At 61.8% G+C, this 17,731-nt stretch carries 15 protein-coding genes and 3 pseudogenes; 14 read left to right on the top strand and 4 right to left on the bottom strand.

The annotated features are described in order from the left end of the window. Window positions 1-73 precede the first annotated feature (73 nt). From NKI19_RS04155 to NKI19_RS04090, 14 genes and pseudogenes are all read left to right on the top strand, one after another. Window positions 74-967, top strand: coding sequence for a dihydrodipicolinate synthase family protein (locus tag NKI19_RS04155; protein ID WP_352489217.1), 894 nt, complete (start codon window positions 74-76; stop codon window positions 965-967). Window positions 968-1,015: 48 nt separating this feature from the next. Further along, window positions 1,016-2,266 carry an NAD(P)/FAD-dependent oxidoreductase gene (locus NKI19_RS04150; protein ID WP_352564678.1) on the top strand — a complete coding sequence of 417 codons (1,251 nt, stop codon included), beginning with the start codon at window positions 1,016-1,018 and terminating at the stop codon, window positions 2,264-2,266. 28 nt (window positions 2,267-2,294) lie between these two features. After that, entirely contained in the window at window positions 2,295-3,296 is a 1,002-nt protein-coding gene (locus NKI19_RS04145) for a 4-hydroxyproline epimerase (protein WP_352564676.1), read from the top strand. 334 nt (window positions 3,297-3,630) lie between these two features. Beyond that, window positions 3,631-4,533, top strand: a complete 903-nt coding sequence (locus NKI19_RS04140) for a branched-chain amino acid ABC transporter permease (RefSeq protein ID WP_023678052.1) — start codon at window positions 3,631-3,633, stop codon at window positions 4,531-4,533. A gap of 4 nt (window positions 4,534-4,537) precedes the next feature. Then, window positions 4,538-4,840, top strand: a pseudogene (locus NKI19_RS04135) (DUF3382 domain-containing protein); the annotation flags it as partial. Between the two features lie 117 nt (window positions 4,841-4,957). Then, a pseudogene (livM, locus tag NKI19_RS04130) lies at window positions 4,958-6,166 on the top strand (high-affinity branched-chain amino acid ABC transporter permease LivM); the annotation flags it as partial. Further along, window positions 6,166-7,305 (top strand): annotated as a pseudogene (locus tag NKI19_RS04125) (ABC transporter ATP-binding protein); the annotation flags it as partial. The pseudogenes livM and NKI19_RS04125, both read left to right, overlap by 1 nt. Before the next feature lie 8 nt (window positions 7,306-7,313). Beyond that, window positions 7,314-8,042: an ABC transporter ATP-binding protein gene (locus NKI19_RS04120; RefSeq protein ID WP_254816420.1), complete on the top strand. Its 729-nt coding sequence runs from the start codon at window positions 7,314-7,316 to the stop codon at window positions 8,040-8,042. An 18-nt stretch (window positions 8,043-8,060) separates the two neighbouring features. Beyond that, the gene (locus NKI19_RS04115; protein ID WP_352489220.1) at window positions 8,061-8,408 is read left to right on the top strand and encodes a DUF6867 family protein; all 348 of its coding nucleotides are present in this window, start codon (window positions 8,061-8,063) and stop codon (window positions 8,406-8,408) included. 138 nt (window positions 8,409-8,546) lie between these two features. Further along, on the top strand, window positions 8,547-9,677 hold the full coding sequence (locus tag NKI19_RS04110) for a branched-chain amino acid ABC transporter substrate-binding protein (protein WP_352489221.1): 1,131 nt from the start codon (window positions 8,547-8,549) through the stop codon (window positions 9,675-9,677). 232 nt (window positions 9,678-9,909) lie between these two features. Beyond that, window positions 9,910-13,368, top strand: coding sequence for a pyruvate carboxylase (gene pyc / locus NKI19_RS04105; RefSeq protein WP_352489222.1), 3,459 nt, complete (start codon window positions 9,910-9,912; stop codon window positions 13,366-13,368). A gap of 401 nt (window positions 13,369-13,769) precedes the next feature. Next, entirely contained in the window at window positions 13,770-14,030 is a 261-nt protein-coding gene (locus NKI19_RS04100) for a DUF2312 domain-containing protein (protein WP_023719653.1), read from the top strand. A 50-nt stretch (window positions 14,031-14,080) separates the two neighbouring features. Further along, window positions 14,081-14,521 (top strand): hypothetical protein, encoded by a 441-nt coding sequence (locus tag NKI19_RS04095; RefSeq protein ID WP_023719652.1) that lies wholly within the window; start codon window positions 14,081-14,083, stop codon window positions 14,519-14,521. A 70-nt stretch (window positions 14,522-14,591) separates the two neighbouring features. Continuing rightward, window positions 14,592-14,906 (top strand): hypothetical protein, encoded by a 315-nt coding sequence (locus NKI19_RS04090; RefSeq protein ID WP_352489223.1) that lies wholly within the window; start codon window positions 14,592-14,594, stop codon window positions 14,904-14,906. Window positions 14,907-14,909: 3 nt separating this feature from the next. Here the strand turns inward: NKI19_RS04090 and msrB are convergent, their stop codons facing one another. The 4 genes from msrB to NKI19_RS04070 all read right to left on the bottom strand — a co-directional run bounded on the left by msrB (window position 14,910) and on the right by NKI19_RS04070 (window position 17,714). After that, a complete protein-coding gene (gene msrB, locus NKI19_RS04085; protein WP_352489224.1) occupies window positions 14,910-15,314 on the bottom strand; it encodes a peptide-methionine (R)-S-oxide reductase MsrB in 405 nt (134 codons plus the stop codon). A gap of 109 nt (window positions 15,315-15,423) precedes the next feature. After that, window positions 15,424-16,245: an MBL fold metallo-hydrolase gene (locus NKI19_RS04080; RefSeq protein ID WP_352489225.1), complete on the bottom strand. Its 822-nt coding sequence runs from the start codon at window positions 16,243-16,245 to the stop codon at window positions 15,424-15,426. Next, window positions 16,246-17,436: a vWA domain-containing protein gene (locus tag NKI19_RS04075; protein ID WP_352489226.1), complete on the bottom strand. Its 1,191-nt coding sequence runs from the start codon at window positions 17,434-17,436 to the stop codon at window positions 16,246-16,248. It abuts the gene before it with no gap. Window positions 17,437-17,456: 20 nt separating this feature from the next. Beyond that, the gene (locus NKI19_RS04070; protein WP_352489227.1) at window positions 17,457-17,714 is read right to left on the bottom strand and encodes a type II toxin-antitoxin system HicB family antitoxin; all 258 of its coding nucleotides are present in this window, start codon (window positions 17,712-17,714) and stop codon (window positions 17,457-17,459) included. Window positions 17,715-17,731 lie beyond the last annotated feature (17 nt).

Genomic DNA, 17,731 nt, shown 5'->3' with positions numbered 1-17,731 from the left:
TCATAGCGGATTCAATGTTGACAGCCGGCTTCTTAAGAAATATACAACTGATATATCAGATGGAGCGATCGACATGTGGGCCGGAGTCTTCCCCGCCGTTACGACCAAATTCACCGAGGACGACGGCCTCGACCATGCCGAGATGGAGCGCTGCTTTGCGCTGCAGATGGAGGCCGGCTGTGACGGCATCATCGTCTGCGGGTCGCTCGGCGAAGGCCCGATGCTGTCGCATGACGAGAAGATCGCGGTGTTGAAGACCGCGCAGAAGATCGCCGGCAAGAAACCGGTGCTGTTGACGGTCAACGAGGCCGGTACACGCGAGGCGGCGGCGATCGCGCGCCGCGCCGCCAAGGAAGGCGCCAACGGTTTGATGGTGGTGCCGAGCCCGATCTATCATACCAATGCCGAGGAGACGGTCGCGGCACTCAGCGCTGTCGCCGCCGCCGGCGATCTGCCGGTGATGATCTACTCCAACAGGCTTGCCTACCGCGTCGACGTCACTGTCGACCAGATGGAGGAGTTGGCGAAGGACCAGCGCTTCGTCGCGATCAAGGAGTCCTCCGACGACATCCGCCGCTCGACCGAGATCATCAACCGTCTCGGCGACCGCTACGACCTGTTCACCGGCGTCGACAATCTTGCCTTCGAGGCGCTGTCGGTCGGCGCCATCGGCTGGGTGGCGGGCCTGGTCACCGCATTCCCGCGCGAGACCGTCGCCATCTACCAGCTGATGAGACAGGGCCGCCGCGAGGAGGCGTTGAAAATCTACCGCTGGTTCCGGCCGCTGCTCGACCTCGACGTCTCGACCTATTTGGTGCAGAACATCAAGCTCGCCGAAGTCTTGGCGATCAACACCAACGACCGCGTACGCATGCCGCGCCAGCCATTGTCGGGCGAGCGGCGCAAGGCAGTCGAAAAGATCGTCAGGGATGCGCTGGCGGTGCGGCCAGAGCTGCCGGCATTCTGATCCAGTCGCTTTGATGGCATTTGCAGATGTGCAGCGCGGCGCACGGCAATGAATGACAATGCTACGCTCGATGTCGCCATCATTGGTGGCGGCATTATCGGCATCTGTGCCGCCGCCTTTCTGGCCGAGGCGGGGCGAACCGTCACGATTTTCGATCGGACGGGGATCTGCGAGGAGACCAGCTCCGGCAATGCCGCTGCCTTTGCCTTCTCCGATGTGCTGCCGCTCGCCCACAAGGGCATGATCAGGCAGTTGCCGAAATGGCTCGCCGACCCGCTCGGCCCGCTCAGCATTCCGCCCGCCTATTTGCCGAAGCTGCTGCCCTGGCTGGTCCGCTTCTGGCGCGCCGGCCGAAGCGACCGCTATGAAGCCGGCCTTGCCGCACAGGCCGGGATGATGAAACTCGCCGAGGCGGAATGGATGGGCTTGCTCGACCGTTCCGGTACACGGCCGATGCTGCACGAGGACGGCTCGCTCGAACTCTACGACAGCGAGGCCGAGTTCAAGGCTTCGCTGCCCGGCTGGGCGGCAAGGCAGCGCTTCGGCATCGGCTTCAGCCATGTCGAGGGCAGGGCTCTCACAGCCCTGCAGCCCGGCCTGTCGCCGCGCTTCGTCACGGGAACGTTCGTGCCGGGGTGGAAAACCGTCGCCGATCCCAAGCTGCTTGGAAAGGCCTTATGGGCCTATGCCGAGAGGTGGGGCGCGGAGTTCGAAGAGGCCCGGATCGAGCGTGTCGAGGCGGGACAGGACGGGGCGATCCTGACGGCGGCCGGCGGCACGCGGCGACGGGCGAAGCACGTCGTCATTGCTGCCGGGGCCTGGTCGCATCTGCTGGCGAGACATCTCGGCGACGGCATCCCGCTGGAGACCGAGCGTGGCTACAACACGACGTTGCCGAAGACTGCCTTCGACGTAAAGCGACAATTGATCTTCTCCGGGCATGGCTTCGTCATCACGCCGCTCGAGACGGGCCTGCGGGTCGGTGGTGCGGTCGAACTCGGCGGCCTCGAGAGGCCGCTCAATTATGCGCGCTCGAAAGCGCTGCTCGAAAAGGCGCAGAAATTCCTGCCGGGACTGGATCCGGCCAATGGCCGCGAATGGATGGGCTTCCGACCGTCGCTGCCGGATTCGCTGCCGGTGATCGGGCGGTCGCAACAAACGCCGTCGGTGGTGTATGGTTTCGGCCATGGTCACCTCGGCCTGACCCAGGCCGCGGCGACCGGGCGCTTGATCCGCGAACTCGTTCTCGGGCAGAGTCCATCGCTCGATCTCGGCCCGTTCAACCCGCAACGGTTTTGAGTTCGAAGACATTCAGTTGGGAGCCGGCATGGCCAAGAATTCCTTCTTCTGCATAGACGGCCACACCTGCGGCAATCCGGTGCGGCTGGTCGCCGGCGGTGGGCCTTTGCTCAACGGCTCGACGATGATGGAGCGGCGAGCGCATTTCCTGGCCGAATATGACTGGATCCGCACCGGCCTGATGTTCGAACCGCGCGGCCATGACGTGATGTCCGGCTCGATCCTCTATCCGCCGACGCGCGAAGATTGCGACATCGCCATCCTGTTCATCGAAACCTCGGGCTGTTTGCCGATGTGCGGCCATGGCACCATCGGCACGGTGACCTTTGCCGTCGAACATGGATTGATCAAGCCGAGGACGCCGGGCGTGCTCAGGCTGGATACGCCGGCGGGCGTGGTCGTCGCCGAGTACAGCCAAGTCGGCGACTACGTCGAGGAGGTGCGCATCACCAATGTGCCGTCCTTCCTTTATGCCGAAGGGCTGACGGTCGAGTGCCCCGGGCTCGGCGAGATCAGCGTCGATGTCGCCTATGGCGGCAATTTCTACGCCATCGTCGAACCGCAAAAGAACTATCGCGACATGGCCGAGCATTCGGCCGGCGAACTGATCGCCTGGAGCCCGGTGGTGCGGCAACGGCTCAACGAAAAATATACCTTCGTGCATCCGGAGAATCCCGGCATCAACAAGCTGTCGCACATATTGTGGACCGGCGCGCCGACCAACCCGCAAGCCGATGCCCGCAACGCCGTCTTCTACGGCGACAAGGCAATCGACCGCTCGCCCTGCGGCACCGGCACCTCGGCGCGGATGGCGCAGCTTCACGCCAAGGGCAAGCTTGGGGTCGGCGACGACTTCGTCCATGAATCGATCATCGGGTCGCTGTTCAAGGGCAGGGTGGAGAAAGAGGTCACCGTCGCTGGCAAGCCGGCAATCATTCCCTCGATCGGCGGCTGGGCGCGGATGACCGGATTGAACACGATCTTCATCGACGACCGCGACCCGTTCGCGCACGGTTTCGTCGTCAAATAGGAAATCACTGACGCAGGGGAAGGAAAGAGAGCGCAAACGAATTGCGATCGATCACGCAACGATCCCGCTCATCAACTTATTTTGACGCCGATTTCTTCGAAATGGGGCTCATGCTGCGATTGAATCGTCAAAGACATTGCGTTAGGCCAATGATAGGGTCCGCGATGGTCCAGGGGTCGGACGGGAACAAAACGGGCAATCGGATGGCGTGCGGCGAAAACACGCATAATGATCGAAAAATCACGTTGCAATCCGGGCTCGAAACTTTACGACTAGGGGAAATACGAAAAGGAATGCGTCTGCATGGGCGACATTCCAGGGGAGCCACGACAGCATGCAGTATTTTGTCCAGCAGCTTATCAATGGGCTGACGCTGGGATCGATCTATGGGCTGATAGCGATCGGCTATACGATGGTCTACGGCATCATCGGCATGATCAATTTCGCCCATGGCGACATTTTCATGATCGGCGCTTTCACCGCGCTCATCGTTTTCCTTATCCTCGGTGCATTGTTCTATTCGCTACCGATCGTCGTTGCGCTGCTGATCATGATGATCGTCGCGATGCTGCTGACCAGCCTGTATAACTGGACGATCGAGAAGGTGGCCTACCGGCCTTTGCGCGGTTCATTCCGGCTGGCGCCGCTGATCACCGCGATCGGCATGTCGATTGCGCTGTCCAATTTCGTCCAGGTGACGCAAGGGCCGCGCAACAAGCCGGTCCCGCCAATGGTGTCCAAGGTCTACAACATCGAAGGCATCAGCGTCTCGCTGAAGCAGATCATCATCGTCCTGGTCACCATAGTCCTGCTGGCGCTGTTCTGGTACCTGGTCAACAAGACCTCGCTCGGCCGGGCGCAGCGCGCCTGCGAGCAGGACCGCAAGATGGCGGCGCTGCTTGGCATCGACGTCGACCGCACCATCTCGATCACCTTCATCATGGGCGCCGCCCTTGCCGCCGTCGCCGGCACGTTGTTCCTGATGTACTACGGTGTGGTGGTGTTTTCCGACGGCTTTACGCCCGGTGTGAAGGCATTTACTGCCGCGGTGCTCGGCGGCATCGGCTCACTGCCCGGCGCCGTGCTCGGCGGGCTGATGATTGGCTTCATCGAAAGCATGTGGTCGGCTTATTTCTCGATCGATTACAAGGACGTCGCCGCCTTCTCCATCCTGGCGATCGTGCTGATCTTCCTGCCTTCCGGCATTCTCGGCCGGCCAGAAGTCGAAAAGGTCTGAGATCATGGCGGTTACCGTATCTCCGGATAGCACCGTCGTCGCCACCCCGGTCCAGCGCGCTTTTCGCGAAGCACTCTATGCCGGCGCCATCTCGCTTGGCCTGTTCGTGCTGTTCATCGGCCTGAAGACCGACCAGAACATCTCCAACGAACTGATCCTGGTGCAGCGCTGGGGCTTGCTCGCCGGCGTGGTGATCGCCACCATGGCCGGACGCTTCCTTTACGTCGCCTATGGCCAACCCTTCCTGGCGAACCAGAAGATCGTCGACGTCGCCACCGGCCTGCTGCCGGTCAGCCTGGCTTCGCGATTCTTCCGCCTTCCCGCGTTCATCGTTGCGCTCGCCGTCGCTGTTATTCTGCTCGCGCTCAGTGGCTTCCTGACCGAGGCCTTGGGGCCGGAAATTTCCGATTTTGTGCGGTTCCTGCGGGCGCTCGCAATCATCTATGCGCTGGCGTGGCTGATTTATCGTTTCCGGGCCTTCATTCATGCTCATTTCTCGGCATTGGGCATAACCGCACTGGCGCTCTACCCGATCGTCGTGGTGTTGGTGCTGGCGCTATATGCCGGGTCCATGGCGGTCGGTTTCCAGGGTTCGCTGAAGTATGTCGACAATTTCGGCATCCAGATCCTGATCTATGTGATGCTGGCCTGGGGGTTGAATATCGTTATCGGCTTGGCCGGCCTGCTCGACCTCGGCTATGTCGCCTTCTACGCCGTCGGTGCCTATGCCTATGCGCTGCTCGGCACGCATTTCGGCCTTTCCTTCTGGATCCTGCTACCCGCCGCCGGCCTGATGGCTGCATTCTGGGGCGTGATGCTGGGCTTCCCGGTGCTGCGCCTGCGTGGTGACTATCTGGCGATCGTGACGCTCGCTTTCGGCGAGATCATAAGGCTGGTGATCATCAACTGGCGCGAAGTGACCAACGGCTCGGCCGGGATTTCCGGCATCCCGAAGGTCTCTTTCTTCGGCCTGATGTCGTTCAACGTCTCCGACCCGAACTACATCTCCAAGGTGCTCGGCATCGCGCAGTCCGGCGCCTACTACAAGATCTTCCTCTACTACCTGATCCTTGGACTCTGCCTGCTGACCGCCTTCGTCACGGTGAGGCTCAGGCGGCTGCCGGTCGGCCGCGCCTGGGAAGCGCTGCGCGAGGACGAGATCGCCTGCCGCTCGCTCGGCATCAACACCACCACCACCAAGCTCACGGCCTTTGCCACGGGCGCGATGTTCGGCGGCTTCGCCGGCTCGTTCTTCGCCGCGCGGCAAGGCTTCGTCAGCCCGGAATCCTTCGTCTTCCTGGAATCGGCGATCATCCTTGCCATCGTCGTACTTGGCGGCATGGGCTCGCTGGTCGGTATTGCCGTCGCCGCCATGGTGATGATCGGCGGCACCGAAATCCTGCGCGAACTGGATTTCCTCAAGACCGGCCTGAGTTGGGGCAACATCAAGGTCATACCCGGGTTCGGCCCCGACTTCACGCCGGAGCTTTATCGCATGCTGTTGTTCGGCATGGCCATGGTCATCGTCATGCTGTGGAAGCCGCGTGGCTTCGTCGGCAGCCGCGAGCCGACGGCCTTCCTCAAGGTGCGCAGGGCGGTGTCGGGGTCCTTCACCAAGGAGGGACACGGCTGATGAACGCGAACCCTTCCGTGAACAATGCCATCCTGCAGGTCGAGCATCTGTCGATGAAGTTCGGCGGTCTCGTCGCCATCGGCGATTTGTCATTCCAGGCCAAACGTGGCGAGATCACCGCTCTGATCGGTCCCAACGGCGCCGGCAAGACCACCGTGTTCAATTGCATCACCGGTTTCTACAAGCCGTCGGAAGGCATGATCACGCTCAACCGGCGCGACGGCTCGACCTTCCTGCTCGAACGCTTGCCGAACCATGAGATCCCGGCGCGTGCCAAGGTGGCGCGTACCTTCCAGAATATCCGCCTGTTCTCGGGCATGACGCTGCTGGAGAACCTTCTGGTCGCTCAGCACAACAAGCTGATGAAGGCGTCCGGCTATACCATTCTCGGCCTGTTCGGCTATAGCGGATACAGACAGGCTTCGGCGGAATCGGTTGAACTGGCCGAGCACTGGCTGGAGAAGGCCGATCTCGTCGACCGCGCCGACGATCCTGCCGGCGATCTGCCATATGGCGCGCAGCGACGGCTCGAAATTGCTCGAGCCATGTGCACCGGCCCTGAGCTTCTGTGCCTCGACGAACCGGCTGCCGGCCTTAATCCGAAGGAATCGGCGGCACTCAATGCGTTGCTGATGGACATCAAGGACAACACCGGCACGTCGATCCTTTTGATCGAGCACGACATGGCGGTGGTCATGCAGATTTCAGACCATGTCGTCGTGCTCGAATACGGGCGCAAGATCTCCGACGGCAATCCGCAATCGGTACGAACCGACCCGCGCGTCATCGCCGCCTATCTCGGTGTCGAAGACGAGGACGTCGAGACGGTGCTGACCGAGGTCGGCGACGAGGACGTCATCGAGCAACTGGATACCGGTCCGGATTACGCACACGGCCCGGGCACATCGTCTTCCTATCTCGCCGGGCCGGTGGTCGATACGGTCGGCCATAGCGAGGGCGAACGCGTCACAGTGTCAAAGGGCGCTTCGAAGGCCGGGCAGATCGATGCAAAGTCGAGCGCTGCTGCAAAGTCCGGATCGTCGGCCAAAGCCAAATCGGCCGCGAAATCTTCCACGGCAAAGCCGGGCAAGGCTCCGGCGAAGCCGAAAACTCCCGGCACCTCTAATCGGCGCGGAGGGCGGAAATAATGGCCGGCACAACGCTGCTCGATATCAAGGGCGTCCAGACCTACTACGGCAACATCAGGGCGCTGAACGGCGTCGACGTCACCGTCAAACAGGGCGAGATCGTGGCGCTGATCGGCGCCAACGGCGCCGGCAAGTCCACACTGATGATGACCATCTTCGGTGCTCCGCGCGCTCGCGCCGGCACGATCACCTTCGCCGGCACCGATATCACCCAGATGCCGACCCACGAGATCGCGCGCATGCGTATCGCGCAGTCGCCGGAGGGCCGGCGCATCTTTCCGCGCATGACGGTGATGGAAAACCTGCAGATGGGCGCCAGCCTCGACGGTCTCAAGCATTACGACGAGGACGTCGAGAGGGTCTTCACGCTGTTCCCGCGGCTCAAGGAACGCGTCGGCCAACGTGGCGGCACGCTTTCGGGCGGCGAGCAGCAGATGCTGTCGATCGGCCGCGCGCTGATGGCACGGCCGAAGCTGCTCTTGCTGGATGAGCCGTCGCTAGGCCTGGCGCCGCTGATCGTCAAGCAGATCTTCGACGCCATTCGCGAGCTAAACCGCACGCAGGGATTGACCGTGTTCCTGGTCGAGCAGAACGCCTTCGGCGCACTGAAGCTCGCCACGCGCGGCTATGTCATGGTCAACGGCAATGTGACGATGAGCGGCACCGGCAAGGAACTGCTCGCCAATCCGGAAGTGCGCGCCGCCTATCTCGAGGGCGGCCATCACTGAGTTTCAGGAGTCTTCATCATGCAGGGCATTCTCTATGAGGAACCCTCGATCTGGCAGTTCTTCTTCGTCACCTGCCTGCTCGGTGGCTGGGCGGCCTGGATGACGGGCAAGGCGTGTGCCCAAACATGGCGCAGCTTTGGCCAGCTATTCGCCTATATGCTGGGGCTCGGCATCGGCGTAAGATTCATCCATCATGCGCTGTTCGGCGGAACGATGTTTTCGCTGCATTACTACGTGGTCGATACCATCGTGCTGATGATATTGGGCTTCATTGGCTACCAATACACGCGCACCAACCAGATGGTAACGCAGTATAATTGGCTTTACGAAAGAGCCTCTCTTTTGAGCTGGAAACCAAAAGGTTGACATTTATCATTAACGGCGTTTCAGGGATGAATCGGCGTGACAAGTGCCTGAAAATCGGCAAAGTACTCTTTCTGCGAGCAAGAGTGGGCATCGCATGAAAGCAACATCCACGCCCACTCGGTAAATGGGAGCGTTTCAATGAAAAAGTCACTTTTGTCCGCCGTCGCCCTGACCGCGCTTGTCGCGTTCAGCGGCAACGCGTGGGCTGACATCCTGATCGGCGTTGCCGGTCCGATCACCGGTCCGAACGCAGCGTTCGGCGCCCAGCTTCAGAAGGGTGCCGAACAGGCAGTCGCCGATATCAATGCGGCGGGCGGCGTTCTTGGCCAGCAGCTCAAGCTTGAAGTCGGCGACGACGTCTCCGATCCCAAGCAAGGCATCTCGGTCGCCAACAAGTTCGTCGCCGACGGCGTCAAGTACGTCGATGGCCACTTCAACTCCGGCGTCTCGATCCCGGCGTCGGAAGTCTACGCCGAGAACGGCATCCTTGAGATCACGCCGGCCGCGACCAATCCGAAGTTCACCGAACGTGGCATGTGGAACACCTTCCGCACCTGCGGACGCGACGATCAGCAGGGCAAGGTCGCCGGCGACTATCTCGCCGCGAACTTCAAGGATGCCAAGATCGCTGTCATCCATGACAAGACGCCTTATGGCCAGGGCCTCGCCGACGAAACCAAGAAGGCGCTCGCGGCCAACGGCGTGACTGAGGCCATGTATGAAGGCATCAATGTCGGCGACAAGGATTTCTCGGCCCTCATCGCCAAGATGAAGGACGCGGGCGTCACGGTCGTCTACTATGGCGGCCTGCACACCGAAGCCGGCCTGATCATACGCCAGCTCGCCGACCAGGGCCTCAAGGCAACCTTCATGTCCGGCGACGGCATCGTGTCGAACGAATTGGCCTCCATCGCGGGCGACGCCGTCGAGGGCACGCTGATGACGTTCGCTCCGGATCCGCGCAAGAATCCGAACGCCAAGGAACTCGTCGAGAAGTTCCGTGCGGCCGGCTTCGAGCCCGAGGCCTACACCCTCTACTCCTACGCAGCGATGGAAATCATCGCGGCCGCCATTACCAAGACCGGTTCAGCCGATGACGCTCAGAAGGTAGCCGAGACCATCAAGTCGGCCGGCCCCTGGAAGACCGCAATCGGCGAGATCGGCTACGACGCGAAGGGCGATATCACCCGTCCGGACTACGTCATGTACACCTGGAAGAAGGGTGACGACGGCAAATACACCTATGTCGAGAACGCACCCGGCAAATAACCGGACGTTGCTACATGAAAATGCCCGGCGCCGCGCGCCGGGCATTTTTTTATGAGAGTTCCCGAAAGCCTGGATCGGAACTGCCCAGGCGTTCTTCGGATCGACACGCAATGTGTCAGCGCGATAGATCAAACTAAATCGGTTTAATCCTCTTTTCGATTTTGTTTGCACTGCAGCATTTTCGCGCTAATCATGTCCGGCAGTTCCCTTCCCCGCGTCCGGAGCCCTGTCCTTGGCAATCTCGAAGATCCTTGTCGCCAACCGCTCCGAAATAGCCATCCGCGTCTTCCGCGCGGCCAACGAGCTCGGCCTTAAAACCGTGGCGATCTGGGCAGAGGAGGACAAATACTCCCTGCATCGCTTCAAGGCCGACGAAAGCTACCAGGTCGGGCGCGGGCCGCATCTGGCCCGGGATATGGGGCCGATCGAAAGCTACCTGTCGATCGAGGAGGTTATCCGCGTCGCCAGGCTTTCGGGCGCCGATGCCATCCATCCGGGCTACGGGCTGCTATCCGAAAGCCCCGAGTTCGCCGAAGCCTGTGCGCAGGCCGGCATCATCTTCATCGGGCCAAAGCCGGATACGATGCGCAGGCTGGGCAACAAGGTCGCCGCCCGCAATCTGGCGATCGAAGTCGGCGTGCCGGTAATTCCCGCCACCGATCCCCTGCCGGACGACATGGCGGCGGTAAAGGAACTCGCCAAGACGATCGGCTACCCGGTAATGCTCAAGGCATCCTGGGGCGGCGGCGGCCGCGGCATGCGCGCCATCCGCTCCGAGGCCGATCTCGCCCGCGAGGTGATGGAAGGCAAGCGTGAGGCGAAGGCGGCTTTCGGCAAGGATGAGGTCTATCTCGAAAAGCTGATCGAGCGCGCCCGCCATGTCGAGGTGCAGGTGCTGGGCGACACGCATGGCAACGCGGTGCACCTGTTCGAGCGCGATTGTTCGATCCAGCGCCGCAACCAGAAAGTGGTCGAGCGGGCGCCGGCGCCGTATCTTGAAATGCCACAGCGCGAGGAGCTTTGCGGCTACGCGCTGAGGATCGCGCACGAAACCAGCTATATCGGCGCCGGCACGGTCGAGTTCCTGCAGGATGCAGACACCGGAAAATTCTATTTCATCGAGGTCAATCCGCGTATCCAGGTCGAGCACACCGTCACCGAACAGGTGACCGGCATCGACATCGTCAAGGCGCAGATTCATATCCTCGACGGCTTTGCCATCGGCACGGCGGAATCGGGCGTGCCGGCGCAAAAGGACATCAGGCTCAACGGTCACGCCCTGCAGTGCCGCATCACCACGGAAGATCCCGAGCATAATTTCATCCCCGACTATGGCCGCATCACCGCCTATCGCGGTGCCACCGGCTTCGGTATCCGCCTTGATGGCGGCACCGCCTATTCGGGCGCGGTCATCACCCGCTTCTACGATCCGCTGCTGGAAAAGGTGACGGCGTGGGCGCCGACGCCGGCCGAGACCATCGCCCGCATGAACCGGGCGCTGCGCGAATTCCGCATCCGCGGCGTGGCGACCAACCTCACCTTTCTCGAGGCGATCATCAATCACCCGAGCTTCGCCGACAATTCCTACACCACCAAGTTCATCGACACGACGCCGGAACTGTTCGCCAGCGTGAAGCGGCAGGACCGCGCGACCAAGCTGCTCAACTATCTTGCCGACGTTTCGGTCAATGGTCATCCCGAGACGCGCGGCCGGCCGCAGCCAAAGGCCGATGCGGCGCCGCCGGTGGTGCCATATCTCAACGGCAATGTGCCTCAAGGCAGCAAGCAGAAGCTCGACGTGCTCGGGCCGGAGAAATTCGCCGCGTGGATGCGCGAACAAAAAGAGGTGCTGGTCACCGACACGACAATGCGCGACGGGCATCAATCCTTGCTGGCGACGCGTGTGCGCACCTATGACATCGCCGGAATTGCCGGCACCTATGCGCGTGCTCTGCCTCAACTTTTGTCGCTCGAATGCTGGGGCGGCGCCACATTCGACGTCGCCATGCGCTTTCTCACCGAAGACCCGTGGGAGCGGCTGTCGCTGGTGCGCGAGGCAGCACCCAACCTTCTGCTGCAGATGCTCCTGCGCGGCGCCAACGGCGTTGGCTATACCAACTATCCCGACAATGTCGTCCAGCATTTCGTCCGCCAGGCCGCTGCCGGCGGCATCGACCTGTTCCGGGTCTTCGATTGCCTGAATTGGGTCGACAACATGCGCGTCGCCATGGATGCGGTCGGCGCCGAGGGCAGACTGATCGAAGCGGCTATCTGTTATACCGGCGACATACTCGATCCGGCGCGGGCCAAATACGATCTGAAATACTATGTCGGCCTGGCCAGGGAATTGCAGGCGGCAGGCGCCCATATCATCGCCGTCAAGGATATGGCCGGGCTTTTGAAACCGGCGGCGGCCCGCGTGCTGTTCAAGGCACTGCGCGAGGCGACGGACCTGCCGATCCACTTCCACACCCACGACACATCCGGCCTGTCGGCGGCAACCGTGCTGGCGGCGGTGGAGAGCGGCGTCGACGCCATTGACGCGGCGATGGATTCGCTATCGGGCAACACCTCGCAGCCGTGCCTGGGTTCGATCGTCGAGGCGCTGAAAGGCACCGAGCGCGACCCGGGCCTCGACCCGCAATGGATCAGGAACATCTCGTTCTACTGGGAGGCGGTGCGCAACCAATACGCCGCCTTTGAAAGCGACCTGAAGGGGCCGGCATCGGAGGTCTATCTGCACGAAATGCCGGGCGGGCAGTTCACCAACCTCAAGGAACAGGCGCGCTCGCTCGGGCTGGAGACGCGCTGGCACGAAGTGGCGCAGACCTATCACGACGTCAATCTGATGTTCGGCGACATCGTCAAGGTGACGCCGTCGTCCAAGGTCGTCGGCGACATGGCGCTGATGATGGTCAGCCAGGACCTGACCGTCGCCGACGTCGAAAATCCGGCGAGGGACATCGCCTTCCCGGATTCGGTGGTGTCGATGTTGCGCGGCGATCTCGGCCAGTCGCCGGGCGGCTGGCCAAAGCCATTGCAGAAGAAGGTGCTCAAGGGCGAAAAGCCGATCACGGTGCGGCCGGGTTCGCTGCTCAAACCGGCGGACCTCAAGGCCAGTCGCACGGAGGTCGAGGAAAAGCTCGAGCGCAAGCTCAGCGAGTTCGAGTTCGCGTCGTGGCTGATGTATCCGAAGGTGTTTTCCGATTTTGCCGCCGCGCAGGAGACCTACGGGCCGGTCAGCGTGCTGCCGACGCCGACCTATTTCTACGGCATGAAGCCGGAAGACGAGATTTTCGTCGATATCGAAAAAGGCAAGACGCTGGTGGTGCGCTGCCTTGCCCTGGGCGATGTCGACGAAAAGGGCATGGTCACCGTGTTCTTCGAGCTCAACGGCCAGCCGCGCCGGGTGAAGGTGCCGGACCGGGCGCATGGCGCGTCTGCCGCCAAGGCGCGGCGCAAGGCGGAGCCGGGCAATGAGGCGCATGTCGGCGCGCCGATGCCTGGCGTCGTTTCGGCGCTTGCGGTCGCTGCCGGCCAGGCGGTGAAGGCTGGTGACGTGCTGCTGTCGATCGAAGCGATGAAAATGGAAACGGCGTTGCATGCCGAACGCGACGGCACCATAGCCGAGGTGCTGGTCAAGGCCGGCGACCAGATCGATGCCAAGGATCTGCTGATCGCGTTCGGGTAAGGTGAGTTGCCCTTCGTCGGATATCCAGAGTAATCGCTTCAGGACAATTGCCGACCTTGGCGCCGCCCCTCATCCGCCTGCCGGCACCTTCTCCCCGTATAGTGACGGGGAGAAGGGGCTGAGCGCCAAAAATCAGCGCTTATTTGCAACGCTGAAAATTGGCGAAATCATCAATGAGAGCGCCCCTCTCCCCGTCACTATACGGGGAGAGGATGCCGGCAGGCAGGTGAGGGGCAGCGCCGACGCCTGGCAAGATGATGCAAATTCAAACCTGAAGCGTTGCCCTTCATGCCGCATCGATAGCACCTTGACCCGCCGCGCCCTGTCGGGCATCGAACCGCTGCAATTCGCCGCTCGGGCCCCCCCGAGTCGCGGCGAGAAAACGACGCGGAGAGAAGACTATGGCCGACGACATCACCGAGACCAGCCAGACTGTTGCCGCCGGCCAGTTGCGCGCCTTCATCGAACGCATCGAGCGGCTCGAGGAAGAGAAGAAGACGATTGCCGACGACATCAAGGAAGTGTTCGCAGAGGCCAAGGGCACCGGCTTCGACACCAAGGCGATGCGATCGATCATCCGGCTGCGCAAGAAGGACCAGGCCGAGCGGCAGGAAGAGGAATCCATTCTCGATCTGTACAAGGCCGCGCTCGGCATGGTGTAAGCCGGTAACAGCCTTGGGCGCCGGTTGCGGCGCCCCTCGACGGTTCGAATATGAGCGAATTCGATTTTGGCGCCCGCCGCGCCTCTGAATTCCGCCAACGCAGCTTCTGGACGCTGTTCGCGGAACGGCATCCGGATGAAAGGGCCCTGCTGGCGAGGCGCGGACCGTGGTTCTGGCAGCGTGGGCTGCCCGACTTCGCATTGGTCCTTTCAATGTATGTCGCGCCCGCGCAGAATCATGTCGGCGTCTTCTTCGGCCGCAACGAGAAATTCGGTGCCACGCAAGCCTGGTCGCGGTTGAAGCCGTTCCAGCCGGCCATCGAAGACAGGCTGAAGCTCAGGCCAGAACAAAGTTGCGACGGCCTCGGCATCAATTCGATGTGGCGGGTGAATTGTTTTGCCGAGGACAATTGGCCGGCGATGACCGACTGGCTGGTGACGGAAGCCTCACGTTTCGAGCGCGCGATTGCCGAAGTTCTGGGTCAGGAATAAAGCAGGGTTCCAGACGCAATCCTTATGAAAGGGTTGCTCTGGTGAGCAGGGCGAGGGAGCCGGTGGATCGATGACGATCATGTCGCGCGTTGCCGCTTTCTTCCGCTCACGCTGGCTGGGCGACGTGCCGCTCGATCGGCTGTTCTGGCGCGACCTGGTCATTGTCGGCACAGCGATCAATGTCGCGTCGTCGGTGGCGGCACTCATTCTGCTCGGGCTGAAACTGCCGCTTGCGCTGGTCCTGGCGGTGCATTTCGCGCCGGTACCCTACAATATCTTCCTGACCTTTGCCGTTTGGCGAACTGCCGGAAAATCGAGTGGCGCCAAGGCCACGCTGATGACGCTTGGCGCCACATTGTGGCTGATCCTGGTGGTCGTGGCCTGACGATCAGGCGGCCGGCTCGAATTTGAGCGCCACGCCGTTGATGCAATAGCGCAGACCGGTTGGCGGCGGGCCGTCGTCGAAGACGTGGCCGAGATGGCTGCCGCAGCGGGCGCAATGGCACTCGGTGCGGACCATGCCGTAGCTGCGGTCGACGGTGGTCTCGACCGAACCCGGAACCGGGTCGTTGAAGCTCGGCCAACCGGTGCCGCTTTCGAATTTCAGCTTGGATTCAAACAAGGGCTGGTCGCAGCCGACGCAGGAGAAGGTGCCGGCGCGCTTCTCGTGCAGCAGCGCGCAGCTTCCCGGCCGCTCGGTGCCGTGGTTGCGCATCACCGCATATTGCTCGGGCGTCAGCCGGGCGCGCCATTCGGCATCTGTGCGGGTAACGGGGTAGGTGTGGCTGTCCATTTTTTCCTCTTAGCTTATGTCGCTATTTGGGTTGCCTTCCCAACTTCGCCTGAAATAGGCATTTGTTACGGCGTTTGCCCATATTTCCAATCCTGTTGCGAAGAATTCCTCAGGCGATGGCAGCGAGATAGCGCGCGACCGATGCTGAAAATGCCGCCTTTGCATCTCCGATGACGTTCTGGTTCCACCATGCGCCGTAGATATGGTCGAATGCGAAAGGCTCCAGCGCAGCCTTGATGGCGAGCACTTTCGTCGCGTTGAGCGGGATGTAGTTCGGATAGCTGTACATGAAGCTGACATGACGGCGCGTCGGCGTCACCTGCAGGATGTCGCCGGCCAGGATGGCATTGCCGCCGTCGCGCCTCCAGTGCAGCACCTGGCCGCCGGCAAAGTGGCCGCCGCAGCGGATGAGCGTCAGCGACGGGTTTATGGCGCGCATCTCGCCTTCCCAGCCGATGATCGCCGGATGCGGCCGCATGATCCACTGACGATCATCGGCGTGCAGATAAATCGGCACGTCGCCAAACGCCTCGCTCCATTCGACCATTGCCGAATAATAATGGCAGTGCGAAATGGCGATTGCCGCCAGGCCGCCCCGGCGGTTGATCTCCGCCACCGCCTCGTCGCTGACCATCGAGATGCAGTCCCACAGCACATTGCCGTGCGGTGTTTGCGCCAGCAACGCCCGCTGGCCGATGGCGAAGCGCGGCTCGATGCCGAAGGCGAGCACGCCGGCATCCTCCTTGATCACGATCCGATGCCCGGCGGCGAGCTCTTCCGGCGTGATCCAGGCCTGGCCCTCCCAGCGCACATATTGCCGCTCGTCCTCGCAGATCGGGCAATGTTGCGGCGGCGTCGCTGTCGCCGCGAACTGGACACCGCATTGCAGGCAAAGGAAACAGGTCGACCATCCTGTTTTGCGTGCATCCATTCAGTGCTTCCTTGAAAGTTGCTTCGTCGCGGCTTCGAGGCCGGCGAGCGTCAGCGGAAACATGCGGCCGCCAAAGATATCGCGGATCATGGCGATCGAATGGGTAAAACCCCAGTTTTTCACGGCTTCGGGGTTGAGCCATACCGCGTTTGGCCATTGCTGCAGCAACCGGCCGAGCCAGACGGCGCCGGCCTCCTTGTTCCAGTGCTCGACCGAGCCGCCGGGTTGGGCGATCTCATAGGGGCTCATCGAGGCGTCGCCGACGACGATCACCTTGTAGTCGGGGCCATATTTATGGAGGAGGTCGAAGGTCGGAATCACCTCGGCATGGCGGCGGCGATTGTCCCTCCACACCCCTTCGTAGAGGCAGTTGTGGAAATAGAAATACTCGAGCTGGCGGAACTCGGCGCGGGCGGCCGAAAACAGCTCCTCGACACTCCTGATATGGTCGTCCATCGAGCCGCCGACATCGAAGAACATCAGCAGCTTCACGGCATTGCGACGCTCGGGTTGTGTCTTAACGTCAAGATAACCGTGCTCGGCGGTAGCGTGGATGGTGCCGGGCAGGTCGAATTCCTCTTCGGCGCCTTCGCGCACCCAGCGGCGCAACCGCTTCAGCGCGACCTTGATGTTGCGGGTGCCGAGTTCGACGGCATCGTCGAAATTCCTGAACTCGCGTTTGTCCCAGACTTTTACCGCGCGGCGGTTGCGGCTTTCGTGCTGGCCGATGCGCACGCCTTCGGGATTGTAGCCATAGGCACCGAAGGGCGAGGTGCCGCCGGTGCCGATCCATTTCGAACCGCCCTGATGCCGGCCCTTTTGCTCCTCCAACCGCTTCTTCAGAGTCTCCATCAGCTTTTCGAAGCCGCCCAGCGCCTCGACCAGCTTCTTCTCCTCGTCGGTCAGGTGCTTTTCGGCGAGCCTCCGCAGCCACTCCTCCGGGATATTTGCGACATCGACCGGGTCTTCGCCGGCCAGCGCCTCGACACCTTTGAAGATGTGCGAAAAGACCTGGTCGAAGCGGTCGATGTGGCGCTCGTCCTTCACCAGCGCGGCGCGGGCGAGATAGTAAAAGCCCTGGACATCATAGTCGACCAGCCCGGCTTCCAACCCCTCCAGCAGCGACAGATATTCGCGGAGCGAGACCGGAACCCGCGCTGCCTTCAGTTCGAGGAAGAAGGGGATGAACAATTGCTATCTGTGCCTCACGATCATGGCCTCACGATCACGACGGATTCACCCCCGGAACTGTCGATTTCGCGGGATCGCAGTAAATCCGCTACCGTACTTGGGTTGGGTATGGGTAAGTGCTTTGCAATGCGTGCTTCGACCCATTCGCGCGTGGCGGACGTCGCGTCGGCGATTGCTTCCTCGGGGCTTGCGCCGCCGCCGTGGCAGCCGGGAAGATCGGGCACCCGCACTCCCCAGATGTCATTGGCGCTATCCAGAATTCCGAAATAGCAGATCATTCAGCTCGTCCTCAGGT

Origin of the sequence: Mesorhizobium sp. M0751, from assembly GCF_040320265.1 — a bacterium.
GTDB lineage: Bacteria > Pseudomonadota > Alphaproteobacteria > Rhizobiales > Rhizobiaceae > Mesorhizobium.
The sequence above is the reverse complement of the archived record's forward strand: the minus strand, read 5'-3'. Positions and strand labels throughout refer to the sequence as shown.

Coding starts and splice junctions, on each gene's coding strand:
- NKI19_RS04090 (WP_352489223.1), top strand. CDS start 14,592: ATGACGATCATGTCGCGCGTTGCCGCTTTCTTCCGCTCACGCTGGCTG.
- NKI19_RS04145 (WP_352564676.1), top strand. CDS start 2,295: ATGGCCAAGAATTCCTTCTTCTGCATAGACGGCCACACCTGCGGCAAT.
- NKI19_RS04140 (WP_023678052.1), top strand. CDS start 3,631: ATGCAGTATTTTGTCCAGCAGCTTATCAATGGGCTGACGCTGGGATCG.
- NKI19_RS04115 (WP_352489220.1), top strand. CDS start 8,061: ATGCAGGGCATTCTCTATGAGGAACCCTCGATCTGGCAGTTCTTCTTC.
- NKI19_RS04100 (WP_023719653.1), top strand. CDS start 13,770: ATGGCCGACGACATCACCGAGACCAGCCAGACTGTTGCCGCCGGCCAG.
- NKI19_RS04150 (WP_352564678.1), top strand. CDS start 1,016: ATGAATGACAATGCTACGCTCGATGTCGCCATCATTGGTGGCGGCATT.
- msrB (WP_352489224.1), bottom strand. CDS start 15,314: ATGGACAGCCACACCTACCCCGTTACCCGCACAGATGCCGAATGGCGC.
- NKI19_RS04155 (WP_352489217.1), top strand. CDS start 74: ATGTGGGCCGGAGTCTTCCCCGCCGTTACGACCAAATTCACCGAGGAC.
- NKI19_RS04110 (WP_352489221.1), top strand. CDS start 8,547: ATGAAAAAGTCACTTTTGTCCGCCGTCGCCCTGACCGCGCTTGTCGCG.
- NKI19_RS04070 (WP_352489227.1), bottom strand. CDS start 17,714: ATGATCTGCTATTTCGGAATTCTGGATAGCGCCAATGACATCTGGGGA.
- NKI19_RS04080 (WP_352489225.1), bottom strand. CDS start 16,245: ATGGATGCACGCAAAACAGGATGGTCGACCTGTTTCCTTTGCCTGCAA.
- NKI19_RS04095 (WP_023719652.1), top strand. CDS start 14,081: ATGAGCGAATTCGATTTTGGCGCCCGCCGCGCCTCTGAATTCCGCCAA.
- NKI19_RS04120 (WP_254816420.1), top strand. CDS start 7,314: ATGGCCGGCACAACGCTGCTCGATATCAAGGGCGTCCAGACCTACTAC.